Origin of the sequence: Anaerobacillus sp. CMMVII, from assembly GCF_025377685.1 — a bacterium.
In the GTDB taxonomy this organism is placed as follows: Bacteria; Bacillota; Bacilli; order Bacillales; family Anaerobacillaceae; genus Anaerobacillus.
This window is the reverse complement of record NZ_JACEHK010000010.1, coordinates 444928-462327: the sequence shown is the minus strand read 5'-3', so window position 1 is coordinate 462327 and position 17400 is coordinate 444928. Positions and strand designations below refer to the sequence as shown.

At 36.4% G+C, this 17400-nt stretch carries 21 protein-coding genes and 2 pseudogenes; 2 read left to right on the top strand and 21 right to left on the bottom strand.

The genetic code is table 11. The annotated features are described in order from the left end of the window. Positions 1–16: 16 nt before the first annotated feature. The 10 genes from H1D32_RS15925 to H1D32_RS15880 form a co-directional block, all read right to left on the bottom strand. Positions 17–331 (bottom strand): glycosyltransferase family protein, encoded by a 315-nt coding sequence (locus H1D32_RS15925; protein ID WP_261179250.1) that lies wholly within the window; start codon positions 329–331, stop codon positions 17–19. Between the two features lie 48 nt (positions 332–379). Continuing rightward, entirely contained in the window at positions 380–1258 is an 879-nt protein-coding gene (locus H1D32_RS15920; protein ID WP_261179287.1) for a glycosyltransferase, read from the bottom strand. Between the two features lie 44 nt (positions 1259–1302). Beyond that, entirely contained in the window at positions 1303–1443 is a 141-nt protein-coding gene (locus H1D32_RS15915) for a glycosyltransferase (RefSeq protein ID WP_261179249.1), read from the bottom strand. Continuing rightward, a complete protein-coding gene (locus H1D32_RS15910) occupies positions 1406–2572 on the bottom strand; it encodes a glycosyltransferase family 4 protein (protein ID WP_261179248.1) in 1167 nt (388 codons plus the stop codon). The genes H1D32_RS15915 and H1D32_RS15910 overlap by 38 nt, the downstream gene beginning before the upstream one ends. Positions 2573–2586: 14 nt before the next feature. Next, entirely contained in the window at positions 2587–3465 is an 879-nt protein-coding gene (gene galU / locus H1D32_RS15905; RefSeq protein ID WP_261179247.1) for a UTP--glucose-1-phosphate uridylyltransferase GalU, read from the bottom strand. A 15-nt stretch (positions 3466–3480) separates the two neighbouring features. After that, complete coding sequence (locus tag H1D32_RS15900; RefSeq protein ID WP_261179246.1) at positions 3481–5307, bottom strand: polysaccharide biosynthesis protein; 1827 nt, start codon at positions 5305–5307, stop codon at positions 3481–3483. Between the two features lie 25 nt (positions 5308–5332). After that, entirely contained in the window at positions 5333–5485 is a 153-nt protein-coding gene (locus H1D32_RS15895) for a hypothetical protein (protein WP_261179245.1), read from the bottom strand. A gap of 246 nt (positions 5486–5731) precedes the next feature. Beyond that, a complete protein-coding gene (locus H1D32_RS15890; protein WP_261179244.1) occupies positions 5732–6394 on the bottom strand; it encodes a CpsD/CapB family tyrosine-protein kinase in 663 nt (220 codons plus the stop codon). Next, complete coding sequence (locus tag H1D32_RS15885; RefSeq protein WP_261179243.1) at positions 6372–7091, bottom strand: YveK family protein; 720 nt, start codon at positions 7089–7091, stop codon at positions 6372–6374. The genes H1D32_RS15890 and H1D32_RS15885 overlap by 23 nt, the downstream gene beginning before the upstream one ends. Positions 7092–7248: 157 nt before the next feature. Further along, on the bottom strand, positions 7249–7584 hold the full coding sequence (locus H1D32_RS15880) for a helix-turn-helix domain-containing protein (RefSeq protein WP_261179242.1): 336 nt from the start codon (positions 7582–7584) through the stop codon (positions 7249–7251). 173 nt (positions 7585–7757) lie between these two features. Between H1D32_RS15880 and H1D32_RS15875 the strand changes: the two genes are divergently transcribed. Both H1D32_RS15875 and H1D32_RS15870 read left to right on the top strand, forming a co-directional pair. After that, complete coding sequence (locus tag H1D32_RS15875) at positions 7758–7949, top strand: anti-repressor SinI family protein (RefSeq protein WP_314733428.1); 192 nt, start codon at positions 7758–7760, stop codon at positions 7947–7949. A 116-nt stretch (positions 7950–8065) separates the two neighbouring features. After that, a complete protein-coding gene (locus H1D32_RS15870; RefSeq protein WP_261179241.1) occupies positions 8066–8395 on the top strand; it encodes a helix-turn-helix domain-containing protein in 330 nt (109 codons plus the stop codon). 21 nt (positions 8396–8416) lie between these two features. On the opposite strand, the gene H1D32_RS15865 is transcribed toward H1D32_RS15870, so the two are convergent. From H1D32_RS15865 to H1D32_RS15825, 11 genes and pseudogenes are all read right to left on the bottom strand, one after another. Continuing rightward, positions 8417–8650 (bottom strand): helix-turn-helix domain-containing protein, encoded by a 234-nt coding sequence (locus H1D32_RS15865; protein WP_261179240.1) that lies wholly within the window; start codon positions 8648–8650, stop codon positions 8417–8419. 344 nt (positions 8651–8994) lie between these two features. Then, positions 8995–9489 (bottom strand): putative PEP-binding protein, encoded by a 495-nt coding sequence (locus H1D32_RS15860; protein ID WP_261179239.1) that lies wholly within the window; start codon positions 9487–9489, stop codon positions 8995–8997. Further along, positions 9398–9598 carry a putative PEP-binding protein gene (locus H1D32_RS25475; RefSeq protein WP_396126217.1) on the bottom strand — a complete coding sequence of 67 codons (201 nt, stop codon included), beginning with the start codon at positions 9596–9598 and terminating at the stop codon, positions 9398–9400. The genes H1D32_RS15860 and H1D32_RS25475 overlap by 92 nt, the downstream gene beginning before the upstream one ends. 10 nt (positions 9599–9608) lie before the next feature. Beyond that, a complete protein-coding gene (locus tag H1D32_RS25470; RefSeq protein ID WP_396126216.1) occupies positions 9609–9734 on the bottom strand; it encodes a hypothetical protein in 126 nt (41 codons plus the stop codon). 5 nt (positions 9735–9739) lie between these two features. Beyond that, positions 9740–10213: a PEP-utilizing enzyme gene (locus H1D32_RS25465; RefSeq protein WP_396126221.1), complete on the bottom strand. Its 474-nt coding sequence runs from the start codon at positions 10211–10213 to the stop codon at positions 9740–9742. A gap of 29 nt (positions 10214–10242) precedes the next feature. Further along, complete coding sequence (locus tag H1D32_RS15850; RefSeq protein ID WP_261179238.1) at positions 10243–11349, bottom strand: PEP/pyruvate-binding domain-containing protein; 1107 nt, start codon at positions 11347–11349, stop codon at positions 10243–10245. A gap of 580 nt (positions 11350–11929) precedes the next feature. Beyond that, entirely contained in the window at positions 11930–12100 is a 171-nt protein-coding gene (locus H1D32_RS15845) for a hypothetical protein (protein ID WP_261179237.1), read from the bottom strand. Between the two features lie 75 nt (positions 12101–12175). Continuing rightward, positions 12176–13381: an MFS transporter gene (locus H1D32_RS15840; protein ID WP_314733424.1), complete on the bottom strand. Its 1206-nt coding sequence runs from the start codon at positions 13379–13381 to the stop codon at positions 12176–12178. A 296-nt stretch (positions 13382–13677) separates the two neighbouring features. Next, positions 13678–14211: a hypothetical protein gene (locus tag H1D32_RS25680; RefSeq protein WP_261179236.1), complete on the bottom strand. Its 534-nt coding sequence runs from the start codon at positions 14209–14211 to the stop codon at positions 13678–13680. Between the two features lie 132 nt (positions 14212–14343). Next, positions 14344–16130: pseudogene (locus tag H1D32_RS15830) on the bottom strand (S9 family peptidase). Positions 16131–16416: 286 nt separating this feature from the next. Next, positions 16417–17234 (bottom strand): annotated as a pseudogene (locus tag H1D32_RS15825) (patatin-like phospholipase family protein). Between the last annotated feature and the right edge of the window lie 166 nt (positions 17235–17400).

The following is a 17400-nucleotide window of genomic DNA, read 5'->3' as shown; positions in this document are numbered from 1 at the left end:
TAAATCGCTTAAATGACTATGAGCAATTCGGCAAGGCACTCCCGCTTTTTTTTGCTGCCCTCAGCACGAAACTACTATTTTCATTAATGTGGGAATGAACAACTTTATACTCCTGGTGCTGTTCAAAAAAGCGATTTAGCATTCGAAAATACTTTCGATAGTTACCTGGTCTAATCGGTGGCATTCGGTAGATATTGCCACCTAAACGTTCGATTTCATCATCATAATGGCCTCGTTCTATACGATTTACCATAAAATCAAATTGAATGATAGAACGGTTCATCTTCCGATAATAGTTCATCAGCATCGTCTCTAACCCGCCACGATTCATAATCGTAACAACTTGAAGTATTCGTATTGGTAACAGCGGAAAAACCTCCTATCTTAAAGTCTTTCTAAGTAATTCAATACTTAGTAATAAGCTATAAACTCCTACAGAAAATCTTAATTTCCCACAAAAATAAAACACCTTCCAAATGAATGGTAAGTGTTCAAGTTTTAGCTGTTGAAATGAATGTTTTATTCGCTTATTATTTAAAATTTTGTTTATTTGTTTTATCTTATTAAGCATTGACTGTTTATTTTCTTTACTAATTTCATTTAGCCCTAGTCCAAGTGTGTTCATACTTACTCGATTACATAACGCAATTTTAAAATCATTGTCCAACTCATTATCCCTTAAAAAGTCTTCAACTATTTGGTATAAATTTCCCCATTTTTCCATTAACTCAGGTTTATATCTTGTTGTAACTGAGTTTGTGTTTGCTCGCCAATAGTGATAATACGGCTTACTAATAAACGTAAATACTTTTGCATAAAAAAATGCATGTATGTTAAATAAAGAGTCTTCGTTTGTACCAATACGGCTTAAATCTGTAAACTTAATGTTATTATTAATAATGATCTCTCTTCGGTACAACTTTGACCAAACCGTCCCCCACGAATCTAAAAACTCTGGATTAGCAATCTCTTCATTTAAAGGGCCAATCAGTCTCCTCAAGATATTTTTAACATCACCATTCCTATATGTGATGGTGTCAGGCAGATTGAATAGTTTTTCTTTCGAATGCGTTCCAAATTCTCTAACATAAGAACACATAACAATATCTGCTTTTTCATTAAACGCTTTAGTAAAAAGCTGTTCATACATCACCTCATCTACCCAGTCATCAGGATCAACAAAACCGATGTAATCCCCTGTTGCCATTATTAGACCCTCATTCCGTGCTGAAGAAACACCGCCATTCTCTTTATCAATAACTAAAATTCGGCTGTCTTTCTGTACATATTGATTAACAATCTCTAACTATTATCAGTAGATCCATCGTTAATCGCAATAATTTCAATGTCAGATAAAGTTTGAGCTAGTAAACTATCGAAACATCTTTCCAGATAGTTTTCTACATTATAAATAGGCACGATGATACTTACTTTTGGCTTCATCCTGTTCCTCCAACATATAGGGTGTATAGATGGCGCTTAACTCGGCATTGATCTCTGGTAATGAAAATGTCTTAACGAGATTTCGACTCGCCACTCCCATTTGCTCTCGTAATTCTTTCGATTGGTAGAGCTTTAATAAACTTCTTGCAAATTTCCCGTAATCGGTCGGTGTGACTAAATAGCCATTGACTTGATCCTGAACCAATTCATTGTGTCCCCGGTTGATGCTGGCGACAATCGGTAAGCCACAGGCCATTGCTTCCATAATGTTTACCGGAAGTCCTTCGCGATAGCTTGAACCTACTGCAACATCGCACATTGGTACGAGCTTTTCAATATCCTTACGAAAACCTAGAAAGTCGATCATATATTCAATCCCAAGTGTCTTAGCCAAGTTTCGGCATTGATCCTGCAATGCCCCTTCACCAGCTAACAATAGTTTCGCATTCGGTACATAGGTTTGGATTAAGGCAAGCGAATGTATCAGCAGTTGCTGATTTTTATTTTTGTTAAATTCCGCTGCGTAAAAAAATAAACAATCATCCGGACGATATCTAAATGATTGTTTCAGCTTATTTTTTTCCGATTCACTAAGCGGCTTAAAGCGCTCTGTATCAACTCCAACCCCGTGAACTTGCACAATCTTTTCTGCCCTAAACTTCCGATTTCTAGCTAGCTGATAATCCTCTTTGTTTATCGTAATTAAACAGTCTGTATATTTCGACAGCTGTTTTTCAATTGGATAATAGAGAATCCAGTTTAGAAGTGGTGCTCCTGTATGAAAGTGAAAGCCATGTGCCGTATAGATCACTTTCGTTCCCTTTTTTCTTGCTTTACGTGCTGCAAGGCGAGCCAGCACTCCACCTAATGGCGTATGGCAATGAATAATTTCATAGTGATTTTCATTCATAATGGTTCTCAACTCGTAATAGCCCTTCACGTTTTTCAGTTTAAATGGAGATCTTTCAATTGCGATATCGTATTTAACATCAGTATAAGGTAATTGAATTTCTCCTTTCGCTGCCACGTGAACCTCCCAACCCTGTTCTTTAAACCATTTCATAATAGGTAAGTGGAAGGCTTGAAAATGGTAATCGACGGTTGCACAAAACAAGATTTTTTTAGGCATGTTTGACCACCCTATTATTTAATAAGTTCCTTTTCGACAACTTTTGTTAAGTAGTTCAGTAAATCATGCTTTAGGTCTTCTCGCTGTAAGGCAAATTCGATCGTTGTCTGGATAAAACCCATTTTTTCACCAACATCGTAACGAATCCCTTCAAAATCATAGGCGTAGACCGCTTCATACTGATTTAAGCCACTAATAGCATCGGTTAATTGAATTTCGCCACCCGCGCCTGGACTTTGATTATTCAATATTTCGAATATTTTCGGGCTAAGGATGTAACGACCTAAAATGGCTAGATTAGAAGGTGCTTCCTCCTGCTTTGGTTTTTCAACTAAGTCATTAACCGTATAGAAACGTTCACCGATCTTCGTAGCGTCCACAATTCCATAGCGTGAAACTTCTTCATCTTTGACATTTTGAACTCCAATAATAGAAGCATTATATCGTTCATATTGTTCCATCATCTGCTGTAAGCAAGGCTTTTCGGCGCTTACAATATCATCACCTAAAAGAACCGCAAACGGTTCGTTACCAATAAATTTACGTGCACACCAAATCGCATGACCTAATCCTTTCGCTTCTTTTTGGCGAATATAATGAATGTCTACGAGTTTCGAAGACTTTTGAACCTCGTCTAGTAATTCGTATTTTCCTTTTTGAAGTAGATTTTGCTCTAGTTCAAAGGAATGATCAAAATGATCTTCAATCGCTCTCTTGCCTTTACCGGTGACAATAATAATATCTTCAATTCCTGACTCAATCGCTTCCTCAACAATGTATTGAATCGTTGGTTTATCGACAATCGGTAACATTTCTTTTGGCATCGCCTTTGTGGCTGGCAGAAATCTTGTTCCGAGTCCAGCCGCTGGAATAATCGCTTTTCTTACTTTCATTCGTTGCACTCCTCTTTAGCTTGGTATCGTCATTAACGGTTGCATCTTAACCTTGTTATTAGCTACATTTAATAATCGTACTCGTAAGGTTTCACGGTCAAGTTCCTGAAAGGTCGTTATTATATCTTCAATCTCTTTCATATATAACTCTGCTGTTTTGCCTATGTAAATCTTAGGGTAGACTTGAGAGTCTTGAATTTCGTCGGCTTTTAAGAGTTCCTCATAGAGCTTTTCACCTGGCCGTGTCCCCGTAAACTCTATGCCTATCTCTTCTAAAGAATTGCCTGACAGTTTGATTAAATTTTCCGCTAAATCAACAATCTTCACTGGTTCTCCCATATCCAGAACAAAGATTTCTCCACCTCTAGCTAAGGCACCAGCTTGAATAACGAGTCTTGATGCTTCAGGGATTGTCATGAAATAACGAACCATCTCTGGATGTGTGACCGTTACAGGGCCACCCTTTTCAATCTGTTTTTTGAATAAAGGAATAACGCTACCACGACTCCCAAGGACGTTCCCAAACCGTACGGCAACAAACTTCGTCTTACTTTTCTTATCCATGTTTTGAATGACCATTTCTGCCAATCGTTTCGTTGACCCCATTACACTTGTTGGGTTGACTGCTTTATCGGTTGAGATCATCACAAACGTATTAACATTTGAGGCGCTAGCTGCTTGTGCCACATTCATCGTTCCGATTAAATTATTCTTCACTGCTTCTTCTGGATTTCGTTCCATTAATGGTACATGTTTATGAGCAGCTGCATGGTAAACAACATCAGGACGATATCTTTTCATGATCGTAAGCATCTTGTTCTCGTCTTGGATATCAGCAATTTCTGTAACAAATTCTATTGAGGTATGGGCATACGACGCTTTTAGTTCCATTTCTATCGAATAAATACTATTCTCACCGTGCCCTAATAACACTAATTGTTTCGGATGGAAGTTTGCAACTTGCCTTGAAATCTCTGATCCAATCGAACCTCCTGCCCCTGTAACCAAAACAACTTTGTTTGTCACGTAACCTGAAATTTTCTCAATATCAAGCTGGACCAATTCTCGACCAAGCAAATCCTCCACTTGAACATCCCTGAATTGGTTTACTGATACCTTCCCAGTAACGAGATCCTCTAACATCGGAAGGATTTGGGTTTTTGCCTTTGTTTTTGCACAGGCTTGAAAAATGATATTTAACTCTTTTTTACAAAGGGAAGGAATGGCAATAATAATATTTTCAATGTTTAATTCATTTACTGCCGTTTCAATATTCTCTGCGCCACCAACCACAGGGACCCCGAAGATGTCTAATCGTTGTTTTTTGTTATCGTCGTCAATAAAAGCAACTGGTAACAGCTCACCATCATGACTTTTTAACAGCTGTCTTGCTACCATTGTTCCTGCTGCCCCAGCTCCAATGATTAATGTTCGTTTCTTTTTATTTGTTTTGATTAAGTACGTATCACGGAATATTCGCCAAAAAAAACGTGATCCACCAATTAATAGGATATGAAGCATCCACGTGATCGTTAGCGCTTTGAAGTATGTTTCTTGCAACAGGAACTGTTGAAAAAATGCTGTGGTTAAAATGGAATATGTAACGATTTTAAAAATGATAAATAACTCCCCGATACTCGCGTACTCCCAAGCTTTTTTGTATAACTTGAAAAGCAGGGCAAAGAAATTATGACTAAGTAAAAGAAGTACCGAGCTAGCAACCATTGCTGTTGTGATTTCCGCAAAATGAGCACTAACTAAGTACCAACTCAAAAATATCGCTGTCAACACAATGCTCGAGTCGATGAAAACAAATAATGACAATCTCTGTCGATAGGTCATATAGTACCTCCTCTCTAGTAAGCTTTTATTTCAACGTAAACGTTCTTCTTTCGATCGCATATTCAATTAATTTCTTAATTTCATCCAACTCATCTTTCGATGCCTCTTGCTTAATATACCGAACTGCTTTTTTGATTGACTTTGGAAATCGATCAAGATCTTTCATTTTCTTAAACACAGTCCCTTCTCAGAAATTATTAAAGCTTTTAAGTATGCGTTTTTTTCAAATCGCACACTTAAAAACTTTAAAAAAATGGGCATCTAACCCACCCTCACTCCATACTTTTGACGACTTGCGTCTAAGGTTTATTTCACCCCACAGTATGAACGAGTGTTTCCATTGATAGTGGTAAGGAGACATCACCAGTTTAGCGAACAATAAATTCTTAATAAAGAACACATTGTTAAAAAAAATAACTATCTTCTATTTTTCATTAATAATCGCACCAATTAATGTTGCCTTTGCAAAGCCCAATACTTTTTTTGCTTCGATGGCTTTTTCAACCTTACTCTTGCCATGACGTAAAACGAGTACGACACTATCACATTGGTTGGCAATTAATCTCGTATCTGTCACTTCTAGTACTGGCGGAGAGTCAATCAAGATTACATCGTATACTTGTGATGCAGTAAACAAAAAACGTTTATAGGCTTTTGAACTTAATAATTCAGCGGGATCCTCCGGTATTGGACCACTCGTTACAATGTCTAAGTTACCGAATTTTGTTTTTTTAATCGCCTCATCTAACCAATCGCTACTAGTAAGGATCGAGGAAAGGCCCCAAGTGTTGTCTAATTTAAAAATAGAATGGAGCCTTGGGTTTCGAAGGTTAGCATCTATGAGCAACACTTTCGTTTTTTGCTGGGCGAGCGTTACCCCTAGATTGGCAATTGTTGTTGACTTCCCTTCACCATTTGTTGGTGACGTAACAAGCACTGTTTTATACTTATGTTCTTCGATTGATAATTGGATATTGGTTCTGATCGTCCGATATTCCTCGGTAATGATCGATTCAGGATTGGAGTACGTAACGAGATTTCTTTTTTTTGTCTTTTTCGTAAAGTTAATAAGTTTTTTTAAGATCAAGCATCTCACCTCGATATTCTATGTCAGGTTCCTTTTGCTTTTGCTTCTTCTTTTTAAGATTTCGTTTGTTCATTTTCGAAACCTTCCCTAAAACAGTAAGTCCTATTACATCCTCAATATCTCGTCTAGAAGTAATTGAATCGTCAAGGGAATGAAGTAAAAAAACAAACCCGATCGCTAGAACAAAGCCCAAGCCCCCTGCAATATAGACGGATCTATTGCTACTATTCCCACCATTGATTGGGTAATAGCTTGGTTGTGCTTCAGATAAATAGCTTACATCATTAAAATTGACAATATTTCCGATTTCATTTTTGAAAATAGTTGCTGTCGTATTTGCAATATCAGCCGCAATCTCTGGATCTGTATCAGTAACCGTAATTCTTACGACCTGCGAGCTATTAATACTATCAACATTTAATTGCCTTGCTAATGCGTCTGCAGATCTACTTAAGTTCAACTCGTTTGCGACCTTTTCCATGATCACAGGATCTCTCATAATGACAATTAATGTTTTCATATAGTCTGAATTAGCGCCTACGATAATTCGACTAGAAGATTGATAGAGTAACGTTACACTGCTTGACGAGTTTTGAAAATAGCCTGCTACTGTAGCGAGAACGGTTAGTATCACTATGATCCAGAACCGCCTTTTGATGATCAAAAATATTTCTCTTATATTAATTTCCTTCGCCATAAGTATCTCCACCCGTTCATTATTAAGAACTGCATATTAAATAAAAAATTGACATCGTATCAAGGTATAATTGTTCAATTCAGAAAATTCTTTATAACGTTATTTTAGTTCTATATAAAGAACATGTCAATAATATTTTGATCAATTGGCAATTTATTTACTCCATACTACTTCGTCCTAATTTCATCGCTTCAAATTCATTCATTAACTCTCTTAATTCTTCTAAACTAATATTCTTCTCTTTCATTTCTTTCGATAATCTTTTTAACTGTTTCTCTTCATTTTGTAAGTTTTTTTGACCAGTAAAAAAATAGGAAATATCAATTTGAAAATAACTCGATAAATTTTCTAAAACTTCAATCGCTGGCTTACGACTTCCACGTTCTATTTTTGATAAATTACTGTAGTTAAATTCAATGGCCGTTCCTAACTCCTTTAACGTCATTCCATGTTCAATTCGCAGGTTTTTAATTCTTTCTCCAATATGCTTCAATCAGTCTCACTCCATTAACATAGGAATCTCTGTTCTTTTTAAAGAACAGTCTTTGAACTCAATATATCATGGATTGTCAAATTGAACAACACTATTTCCTAATATTTTTTTAAATTCTTTTGTTCTTTTTAAGGTATTTCTGCTAATAAGATAAAAGAAGTTATATTCGTTAAATAGAACAATTCACTTTTATCAAGTTTAATATTGGGGGTATTAATATTAATAAGTTTGTATTAGTAACGAACTACCAAGAATTAGATCAAGAGTGGGTATCGCTGATGAAATCTGCAAAAGATTTAGGCCTTCGACCAGATGACATCAAACTCTTCTTAAAGCAACTATGTTCTGATCAGGCCAAGGAGTAACTATCGTACATAGAAAAGACCTACTGAACATAATCATTCCGTACTATTTACAGAACAAACAAAAAACTGTTATAATGCCCCTAACTAGACAGGTTTGAGAGAGGAAACGATAACAGATGATTGGTGAACGAGTAAAAAAATATCGCTTGCAGAAAGGGTTATCATTAACTGAATTAGCAGAAGCTGCAGGAGTTGCAAAATCATATGTAAGTTCAATAGAAAGAAATATCCAATCAAATCCATCCATTCAATTTCTTGAAAAAATATCTTCAGTACTTGATGTAAGTGTTGAAACCTTATTACATGAAAAGAAAGAGGCTGGCAATGCGGAGGAACTTGATGCTGCTTGGATCCAATTAGTAAAGGAAGCTATGGACTCAGGTGTCAGTAAAGAACAATTTCGTGAATATCTAGAATTTAATAAGTGGCGAAAAGGTAATCAATAGAAAAGAGAATATCCCACCTCTCTAGATCGAGGTGGGATATTCTTCTTCTTCGGGAGCATTCAAAACTTCAATTAAATAAATTAATTCTACGTCTAATGCTTGGGCCATTTTTTCCAAAACTGAAAGACTTGGATTTGTTTGTAGACCACGTTCAATATAGCTAATGTACGATTTTGAAACTCCAGAATTATCGGCAAGCTGCCCTAGTGACATTCTCTTCTGTTTTCTTAGCTTTCGGATATTCACCCCATTCATTGCTCCACCCCCTTAATATAATTGTAATGATTTATTTCATATGTAAGTGTTGCTATTACTGTACCGTATTTGTTCTTTATAAAGAATATTATATTCTATATGTTCGTTATAGTAAACAGTATATTTGTCCTAACTTTGAGTATTTCACTTATTTGTATTGGGGTTTTATTCCACACCTACGTGATTGCACCCTTTTTGCCGTTTTGAGAAGTGATCCTTAGAGGCAAGTTTTTTATACTTCTAAGGATCATTTCTTCTCAAAGGACACCTCACAAGTACGAAAATAAAAAGGTATAATCCCCACAGTTATCGAGGGATTATACCTTTTGTCATTTAAAGTACTTTTATAAACTTCTTAACTTGTTTAAAATAATCTTTTGCTCGACAGATGCAATCAATCTTCGAGTGTAGCTAATCGTATCAGGATTTACACTAATGCTATCAATTCCTGCATTTACGAGGAACTCCGTGAACTCTGGATATAGTGAAGGTCCTTGACCACAAATTGATACAGTTTTCCCATGTTTGTGCGCTGCTTCAATTAGCATCTTGACCGCAGCTTTTACTGATGGACTGCGTTCGTCAAAATAACCCATGCTATTTAAAATTCCTGAGTCACGATCTGCCCCCATGATTAATTGAGTTAAATCATTACTACCAATGCTAAAGCCATCGACTAATTGCGCAAACTCTTCAGCTGCAAAAATAACTGATGGCACTTCAGCCATAATCCAAATTTTGAATTCATTATTCTGAACAAGGCCTTCTTCTGCCATAATCTTCTTTACTTTGACAACTTCCCAAGGTGTACGAACAAACCGGCAGCATGACCCAGACATTTGATAACCCGTATTCTTCCCTTACTTTTTTGATCGCTTGACATTCCAATCGGAAACCAGCCTCGTAATCTGGTGAAATATAACGAGAAACTCCACGCCAACCTATCATTGGGTTTGCTTCAATTGGTTTCTACCTCTTCGCCACCCTCTAAGCCACGGAATTCGTTTGATCTGAAATCACTTAGACGAACGACGACTGGTTTTGGAAATAGGACTTCCGCTGCAGTTGTAATTGCATCAGCCATTTTGTTTACAAAATAGTCTTGTTGTCCTGTTTTACTAGATACATTGGATGTGCACCGACAATATTCGAGAAAATAAATTCTGTTCTCATTAACCCGATGCCATCAAATGGTAGATTTTTATATTTATGAATTAATTCTGACTCTCCTAAGTTCATGTATACTTTCGTTCCTGTAATTGGAGCCAGTTGGGCCAAAATTGCTTCATTTATTGCAGCCTGAGAAGCGTCAACCGAATTTTCCGGCTTCTTCTCAATCGCAATTCTTCCACTGTAAACAACGCCTCTAGTGGCATCTACTGTAATTTCCATGCCTTCTTCAAGTACTTCTGTTGCTGTGTTAGAGCCTACAATACAAGGAATTCCTAATTCTCTCGAAACGATTGCTGCGTGACAAGTACGGCCACCTTCATCTGTAACAACGGCTGCTGCTCTTTTTAGAGCAGGGATCATATCAGGGTTTGTCATCACGGTGACAAGGATATCCCCTTTTTCAACACGAGAGATTTCAGTTATATCTTTATTCTTCTCACTACACCACTAACCATTCCTGGAGATGCGGCAAGACCACGGACAAGCGGACGGCGTTCAATCTTCACTTCAGTTGTTTCTCCCCCTTCTTCTTCCTTAAGCGTTGTAATTGGACGTGCCTGTAATATATAAAGTTCTTTCGTATCAGCATCTAAGGCCCACTCAATATCCTGAGGTGCTTGGTAAACTTCTTCAATCTTCAAGCTACTTTTGCAAAGGTATTTGATTTCATCATCAAGTAGACACTGTGCAGTTACATGTTCATAACCTAAGTAATCCTTTACAGCAACCTCTACCGTGCCAACTTTTGCTTTATTTTTAACTACTAACGTATTTTTTGTAGCGATTTGCTTTTCGGTAATCGCTAAGGTTGCTTTGTCAACTAAGTATTCATCTGGTGTAACAATTCCAGAAACAACGGCTTCACCTAAACCCCAGCTCGCGTTGATCATTAATTCTTTCTTGTTATTTGTGACAGGATTTGCAGTAAAAAGTACACCCGATTTTTCACTATCAACCATTTTTTGAATGACAGTACTTAACGATACATCAAAATGAGAGAAGCCTTGATTTTCACGGTAGTAGATGGCACGTGCTGTCCATAAAGAAGCCCAACATTTTTTTACATGTTTAATCACTTCATTTACTCCAGCAATTTCTAAATAAGTATCCTGTTGTCCAGCAAAAGAAGCTTCTGGTAAGTCTTCAGCAGTAGCCGAACTCCGTACAGCAACGCGAGGATCTTCAAGACCTATTTGACTACTAAACTCGGCATAGGCTTCACGAATTTCCTTTTCAACCGGCTCTAACATATCTGTTTTTTCAATTAAATTTCGGATTTGCTGTGATTTGATTTGTAGTTCAGCTGTGTTTTCATAATCAATGTTATCAATAATACTATCAATCTTCTTATCTATATTACGTTCCTTAATGAAGTCACTATATGCAGTAGCAGTTACACAAAATCCAGGTGGGACATTGACACCGTTTTGCGTTAGTTCGCCTAAATTAGCACCTTTTCCCCCTACTAATGGAATATCATTTTTTGCGATTTCTTTAAACCAACGAATGTATTGATATGATGCCAAATTAATTCTCCCCTTTGAGTTATTATTCTTAATTAGTATATCACATTAAAATATAAATGTTATACTTTATTAATATTTTTTTGAAAAACGTTACATTATATAAAAAACATCACTACCTACATTTGTTTTTTGTAGATTCGTACAAAAATTATAAGAAAAGCGTAAGACTTCGAGTACTAAGTATAATTAATCCTAAAAAAATACCCAAATGCCTTTTGACATTTGGGTACTTTTAATAACGCTCTTTTCTAAAACATGGCTACTTTTTAACCTGAAATAATTGGAAAAATTCCTTAGATGAAGAAATCACCAAATAAATTTAGTGAAAAAAGAGCACTACTTACTAAATAAGTAGTGAAATCTTAGTATGTACTTAAGCAACAAACTTTGCGAAAACAGCCTTTCAAAAAGATTGTTGCTATTTGCTTTTAGGTCGTAACCAAGCAAATGCTTGGTTCTTCACGCTTTGCGTGAAGCTTTTGAGAATAAATAAGCCATGGGGACAAATAAATTTGTCCCAAAAAGCTTATTTATTCTCAAAAGACGACCTAAAAGGAACAAAGTTTACGAAAATAGCCTTTTACAATCTCGATTGTTTCATATCATTTGTTTTTTCATTTCGAATATTTTGTTCGAATTTTTCTAAAAGCTCTTTCGCCATTTGCTTTTCTTCCTTGGAACTCCAAAAGCTATATTTTTGCTTCGTAAGCATTTGAATTAAGAACTTTTTCTCTTTTAACGTCAGGAGCATAGTAAATCTTCCTTTCGCAATTGATAGTAAAAGTTTAGCAAACATCTCAAGCTTTGTCTTAGATTACGGCTTTTTTTACAGATCTTTCACTTTTTTTAGTTTATGCTGTTCTTCCACACTTGTGACCTCCTCGGCCTTCAACGCATACCAAAGGATGAAGAGTCCGACCAAAAATAACGACGCAGAAAAGTAAAACACTGAAGAAATCCCTAAAAAACCAGAAATGATCCCACCTAATACAGGGCCGACGACATTTCCTAAAAATCGAAAGCTTTGATTGTACCCTAACACTTCTCCTTGAATTGATAAAGGTGCCAATTGTCGTATATAAGCAGTCATACAAGGAATTAATCCACCTACTTGTAATCCATATAAAAATCGTAAGGCCACAAGTTGCCAAATATTCGTAACAAATGCTTGCGGAATGAAAAAAATAACCGCTAGAATCATACAAATGATTAACACCTTGCCATGACCAATCCTGTCGCCTAAATTCCCCCAACTACGAGTGGATAATAAATTTCCAAGGCCAGTAATTGAAAAGGCCAACCCTGCCATAAAAGCTAGATTAGCAGTCACTGTCAATTCGTCTACGTAGAGGGCAAGTAACGGTTGAATACTAAAGTTAGCGGTTTGAATTAAAAAGGAGATGATCATCACCGCTAATAGTAACTTACTTTGAAACACGAGCCGAAATACTTCTTTTCTACTATAAGATTTTTTGCCTTTGACCTTCTCGTTAATCGTTACTTCTTTAATTCCAATAGCAACTATGAATGTTGCTAACGCAATGACTGAAGATGTGAGAACAAATGTATATTGAAAACCAACGGCATCCACTAACGCTCCACCGATTAGTGGACCAAACAAGCCCCCGGATACAGTTCCTGTTTGTACAGTCGCTAAAACCTTGCCAGCGTGCTTCTTATCAGTTTGTGCTGATATCAATGCTACCGCTGTTGGAATAAATCCTGTCACTACCCCCATAAATAGACGAAGGATGAATAACTCTGTCACTGACGATGCGTACCCCATTAAAAATATGCTAACTGCAATACCAAAACCAGTGATTAATAATATCTTTTTACGACCATGTTTATCCCCAAATCTCCCCCATAACGGTGAGATTAAAAAAGCTGCTAAGAATGTGATCCCAAATACGAGTCCAGACCATTTTTGAACATAAGTGCTGGAAAACTCTCCAAAAGTCGATATGTATAATGACAGAAATGGCAAGATCATCGTTGCGCTAGCTGCAACTAAAAAGTTCGCAATCCACATGATTAGCAAGTTTCTACTTTGAGTTTTAATCCTAAACACCCCAATCTGATATTTCGAGTAACTAAATATATTATACACGAAATATTAGGAAAAAACGAACAAAAAAAGGCTGTTTTCTCAAAGTTTGTTGCTTTCGTAAAAATCCCAAAAGCCGGATTTTTACACATATGCACTAGGATATCACTATTTATTTAGAAAGCATTGCTCTTTTCTTACTTATTCTATTGGGTGATTTCTTCAACTAAGGGTTTTTTCTAATTATCTTAGGTAAAAGCAATAATGTGTACGAAAAGAGCCTAAAAAAAGAACACCCCAAAAGTGTTCTTACAACAGCTGTTTTCCACAGCTTGAGCAATACCTATGATTTGCTTTATTTTTTGTACCACAGTGACCACATGAGTAGCGGTCTTTGTTTTTGTTTTGTTGCTAAACAGCATTTCTCGTAGGATAAAATATAAACTAAAGAGCACAATCGTAAAGCCAGCAATAATGATCAGGATGGCTATGTAGTATTGTTCGGGTACAGTAATAAATTGTTGAAAAAAACGAATTCTGGGTAAATACAAAGAACCATAACCAATGATTAGTCCACCAATAACTGTCGTTACGAGTAGGAATTTATGTAAGGCAACATTTTGGTCATTGCTCTGTTGCTTTCTTCCTTGTTGACTTGTCCCATTCTTAACTTTCTTCGCACTACTCAACAGAAAAATAATCATCGTAGCTATTGCGACAGATAAAACTAAGTAAATAATTGATCTAGAAATTAAGCTAACAAACGCAAAAAAAAGTACGACTATTAGCATTCGATAAGCCTTTTTTGTATCCATCCTATTAACACCCCGCATAAGTTCCATAAACTATCCTTAGTTTATCACAAAAAGGGAATAAAAGAGCCAGTCAAAATAGACTGTTAGATCAGAAACTAGTGAACTAACGCTATTAGACTGGCTCTAGTTGAATTATTGATGCTTAGCTAAAAACTCAAGCATTGTCTCATATACTTTAATTTCGTTGTGTTTCTTTGAAAAGCCATGGCCTTCATCCTCTAAAACTAGATATTCGACCTCAACACCATTTTTCTCTAATGCCGCCACAATCTGATCTGACTCATCTTTAACGACTCGTGGATCATTGGCTCCTTGAATGACTAGCATTGGATTTACCATCGTATCTAAATACGTAATTGGTGAGTCTTTCTCTAATCTTTCTCTATCTACTTCGGCATCCCCTAACCAACGCTTCATAATTGGTTTCCAATGCTCTGGTACAGAGTTTAGGAAGGTAAACAAGTTACTCACTCCGAAAATATCCACGGTTGCTTTAAATAAATCAGCATGTCTTCCGGCAAGCAGTAAGGCCATATACCCACCATAACTACCACCGACAACAAAGAGCTTTTCTGTGCTCGAGAACTTTTGCTCAAATAACCATTTGATACCATGCACACAATCTAGACGCGGTCCCTCTCCCCAATCGCCTTCTACTAGCTTCGTAAATGAAGCGCCATACCCTGTACTTCCTCTAAAATTCGGTGCAAATATGAATATCCACGATTTAAAAAGCACTGGAACATCGCTCGAAACGATTTTCTCTCAGCAGCCTGTGGACCACCATGCGGCCAAAAAATTGTATAGCCATTACTTAGTTCTTCCTTGGCTTTGAAATGCAGCGCTTCAATCTCCATTCCGTCAAAAGATTGATAGGTGATAACATCTGGCTCAACCATTTGTTCAGCTTTAATTCCTAGCACATTGTTTGTTGTTAATTGCTCCCAAGTGTTTTCTTCCTTTAGTCTAAAAATATTAAAAGGAATTGTCGCACTTCTTCCAAGCAAGTAGACCGTTCCACTTTTAGTAACAGATAACTGTTCAATTACATCTGTCGGAGTTTTATGAAGCTCTACTTCTTCCGTGGCTAATGAAAATGAATAAAGGAAATCTGTAACCCCTTTTTCTGTTACAACATAAAATGTTTGAAGATCTTTGTTCCACTTTACTGCTTTAACACTCTCAGATTCAATCTTTAAAACTTCATTAAACTCACCACTTGTAAGATCAAACGATGCGAGATAGGAAAATTCTTCACCATAATTTGTTACAAAGTAGATAAGAGTTTCAGTAACGTAAACAGGATCTGAAACAGTATGAACTTCCTCCTTGGACTGTGTTAACAAGCGCTTTTCGCCATTCACCACAACAACCCCTAGTTGATACGTATTTGCGAGTGAGCTTATCGTGACAAAACTGCTTTCATTTGGAGCAAGAGCGGCCATAAATGTAGGAGCTGCTTCTCCTTGAGAAATAACAGTATCTTCTTTCGACTTTAAATCATAACGATGAATATTCAAATATTGTGGATTTTCTTTACTTGTCATGTAGTAAAGTCTTTCTCCATCCTTCGTTAATTCTGCGAAGAAGTACTTATCACTTTTTTCACCAGTAACAAGTGGTTGGGGCTTACCGCCTTCAATTGGTAGCGCATAAATTTGATAGTTTTCATCGCCATCATTATCAAACCCTGCTAATACAAAGCGGTTTTCACTATCAAATTTGATAAAATTGCATTGTTGATCTACTTGTGCAAATAAGTAGGGAAACTGGTTCGGAAAATCAATCGCCCATAAATTCTGCTTCCCATTTAAATTGCTACTAAAAATTAATTTACGTTCGTCACTACTCACTGCAAAATTAGTAATCGCATATGTACGGAAAAATTGATCTACATCTGGTTTCGGAAATTCAATCATTGATAATCCCCCTTTTATTTAGGCTGTTTTCTCAAAGTTTGTTGCTTTCGTAAAAATCCCAAAAGCCGGATTTTTACACAAAGTTACTAAGATTTCACATCTTATATAGTTAGTATTGCTCTTTTCTTACTCAATTAATTGAGTGATATCTCCATCTAAGGATTTTTCCAATTATTTTACGTTAAAAGCCACAATGTTTACGAAAAGAGCCTTTATTTAAGAGCTAACTTCACGAAGCTAGACTCTAGATTAATAAAATTATATCATGTTTATTCACAACACATCATTATGCTTCTAACCAAGAACGAACGTTTGAATGCAAACGTTTTGCGTCATTATAGCCTACATTATATAATTCCATTAATCTTTCCTTATCTCGTTCAACCCGACCTACCTTTAAAGGGATCGAAGGTCTAAATACAAAGATATTTCCGTTTTTCTCTTGTTCCTCAATAAAGTCTAGCGCTGTATTGTATAGTTCATAACGTGCTTGCATAGTCTTTATTAAGTGAGGGTATTGTTTGTAAAACTTACCTAGCGCCCAACTAAAGCGTGATTTCTTTTTGCGATAGCCGTAGTTTCTGGTTAAAATGACGACATTTTTTGTATTACCGTCCGCTATCGATTTTCGAATCGGAATTGGATCACTTATTCCTCCATCTAACAGGTCCATACCTTGATAGTTTACGATCGGAGCCATGAAAGGAAGTGAACTTGATGCTTTCAATACTATAGAAATGTCATCATTTAAACAGTCATTTTTATCAATATAAACTGGCTTTCCCGTGTGACAGTCTGTTGTTCCGACAAGAAATCTATTAGGGACTGTGCGAAACGTTCATAATCAAATGGCACAAGGTTATTAGGTACTTCATTAAAGATGAAGTCCATTCCGAAAAGTTCTTTTTTTCGTAGAAGGCTTTTATAGGATATATAATGAGGGTGGTCAATAAGGTCAATGGTAACCTTTTGATTTCTACCTTTTTGTCTAGACACATAAGAAGCTCCATTACAAGCTCCAGCAGAAACACCGATCACATACGGGAAAAACAGTTGCTGTTCTAAAAAGTATTCAAGAACCCCACCCGTATAGACTCCGCGCATGCCGCCGCCTTCTAACACTAATCCTACATTCTTCACAAAATATTCCTTCTTTCGATCACTGAAATGTGATTTATGTCCTTTTTTAATTTTGAGACTTTGGTACAATTATAATATAGAACAACACTAAGAAACTACTAAATCTAGAAATATATGAAAAAATTGGTAG

Bases quoted from the DNA above. Each gene is read 5' to 3' on its own strand.
- H1D32_RS25475 (WP_396126217.1), bottom strand. From the start codon at position 9,598: ATGATAGGTTGGCGTGGAGTTTCTCGTTATATTTCACCAGATTACGAG.
- H1D32_RS15845 (WP_261179237.1), bottom strand. From the start codon at position 12,100: ATGCTCCTGACGTTAAAAGAGAAAAAGTTCTTAATTCAAATGCTTACG.
- H1D32_RS25470 (WP_396126216.1), bottom strand. From the start codon at position 9,734: ATGGCTGATGCAATTACAACTGCAGCGGAAGTCCTATTTCCAAAACCA.
- galU (WP_261179247.1), bottom strand. From the start codon at position 3,465: ATGAAAGTAAGAAAAGCGATTATTCCAGCGGCTGGACTCGGAACAAGA.
- H1D32_RS25680 (WP_261179236.1), bottom strand. From the start codon at position 14,211: ATGGATACAAAAAAGGCTTATCGAATGCTAATAGTCGTACTTTTTTTT.
- H1D32_RS15870 (WP_261179241.1), top strand. From the start codon at position 8,066: ATGATTGGTGAACGAGTAAAAAAATATCGCTTGCAGAAAGGGTTATCA.
- H1D32_RS15840 (WP_314733424.1), bottom strand. From the start codon at position 13,381: ATGTGGATTGCGAACTTTTTAGTTGCAGCTAGCGCAACGATGATCTTG.
- H1D32_RS15900 (WP_261179246.1), bottom strand. From the start codon at position 5,307: ATGACCTATCGACAGAGATTGTCATTATTTGTTTTCATCGACTCGAGC.
- H1D32_RS15915 (WP_261179249.1), bottom strand. From the start codon at position 1,443: ATGAAGCCAAAAGTAAGTATCATCGTGCCTATTTATAATGTAGAAAAC.
- H1D32_RS15910 (WP_261179248.1), bottom strand. From the start codon at position 2,572: ATGCCTAAAAAAATCTTGTTTTGTGCAACCGTCGATTACCATTTTCAA.
- H1D32_RS15865 (WP_261179240.1), bottom strand. From the start codon at position 8,650: ATGAATGGGGTGAATATCCGAAAGCTAAGAAAACAGAAGAGAATGTCA.
- H1D32_RS15860 (WP_261179239.1), bottom strand. From the start codon at position 9,489: ATGTCTGGGTCATGCTGCCGGTTTGTTCGTACACCTTGGGAAGTTGTC.
- H1D32_RS15925 (WP_261179250.1), bottom strand. From the start codon at position 331: ATGAATCGTGGCGGGTTAGAGACGATGCTGATGAACTATTATCGGAAG.
- H1D32_RS15885 (WP_261179243.1), bottom strand. From the start codon at position 7,091: ATGGCGAAGGAAATTAATATAAGAGAAATATTTTTGATCATCAAAAGG.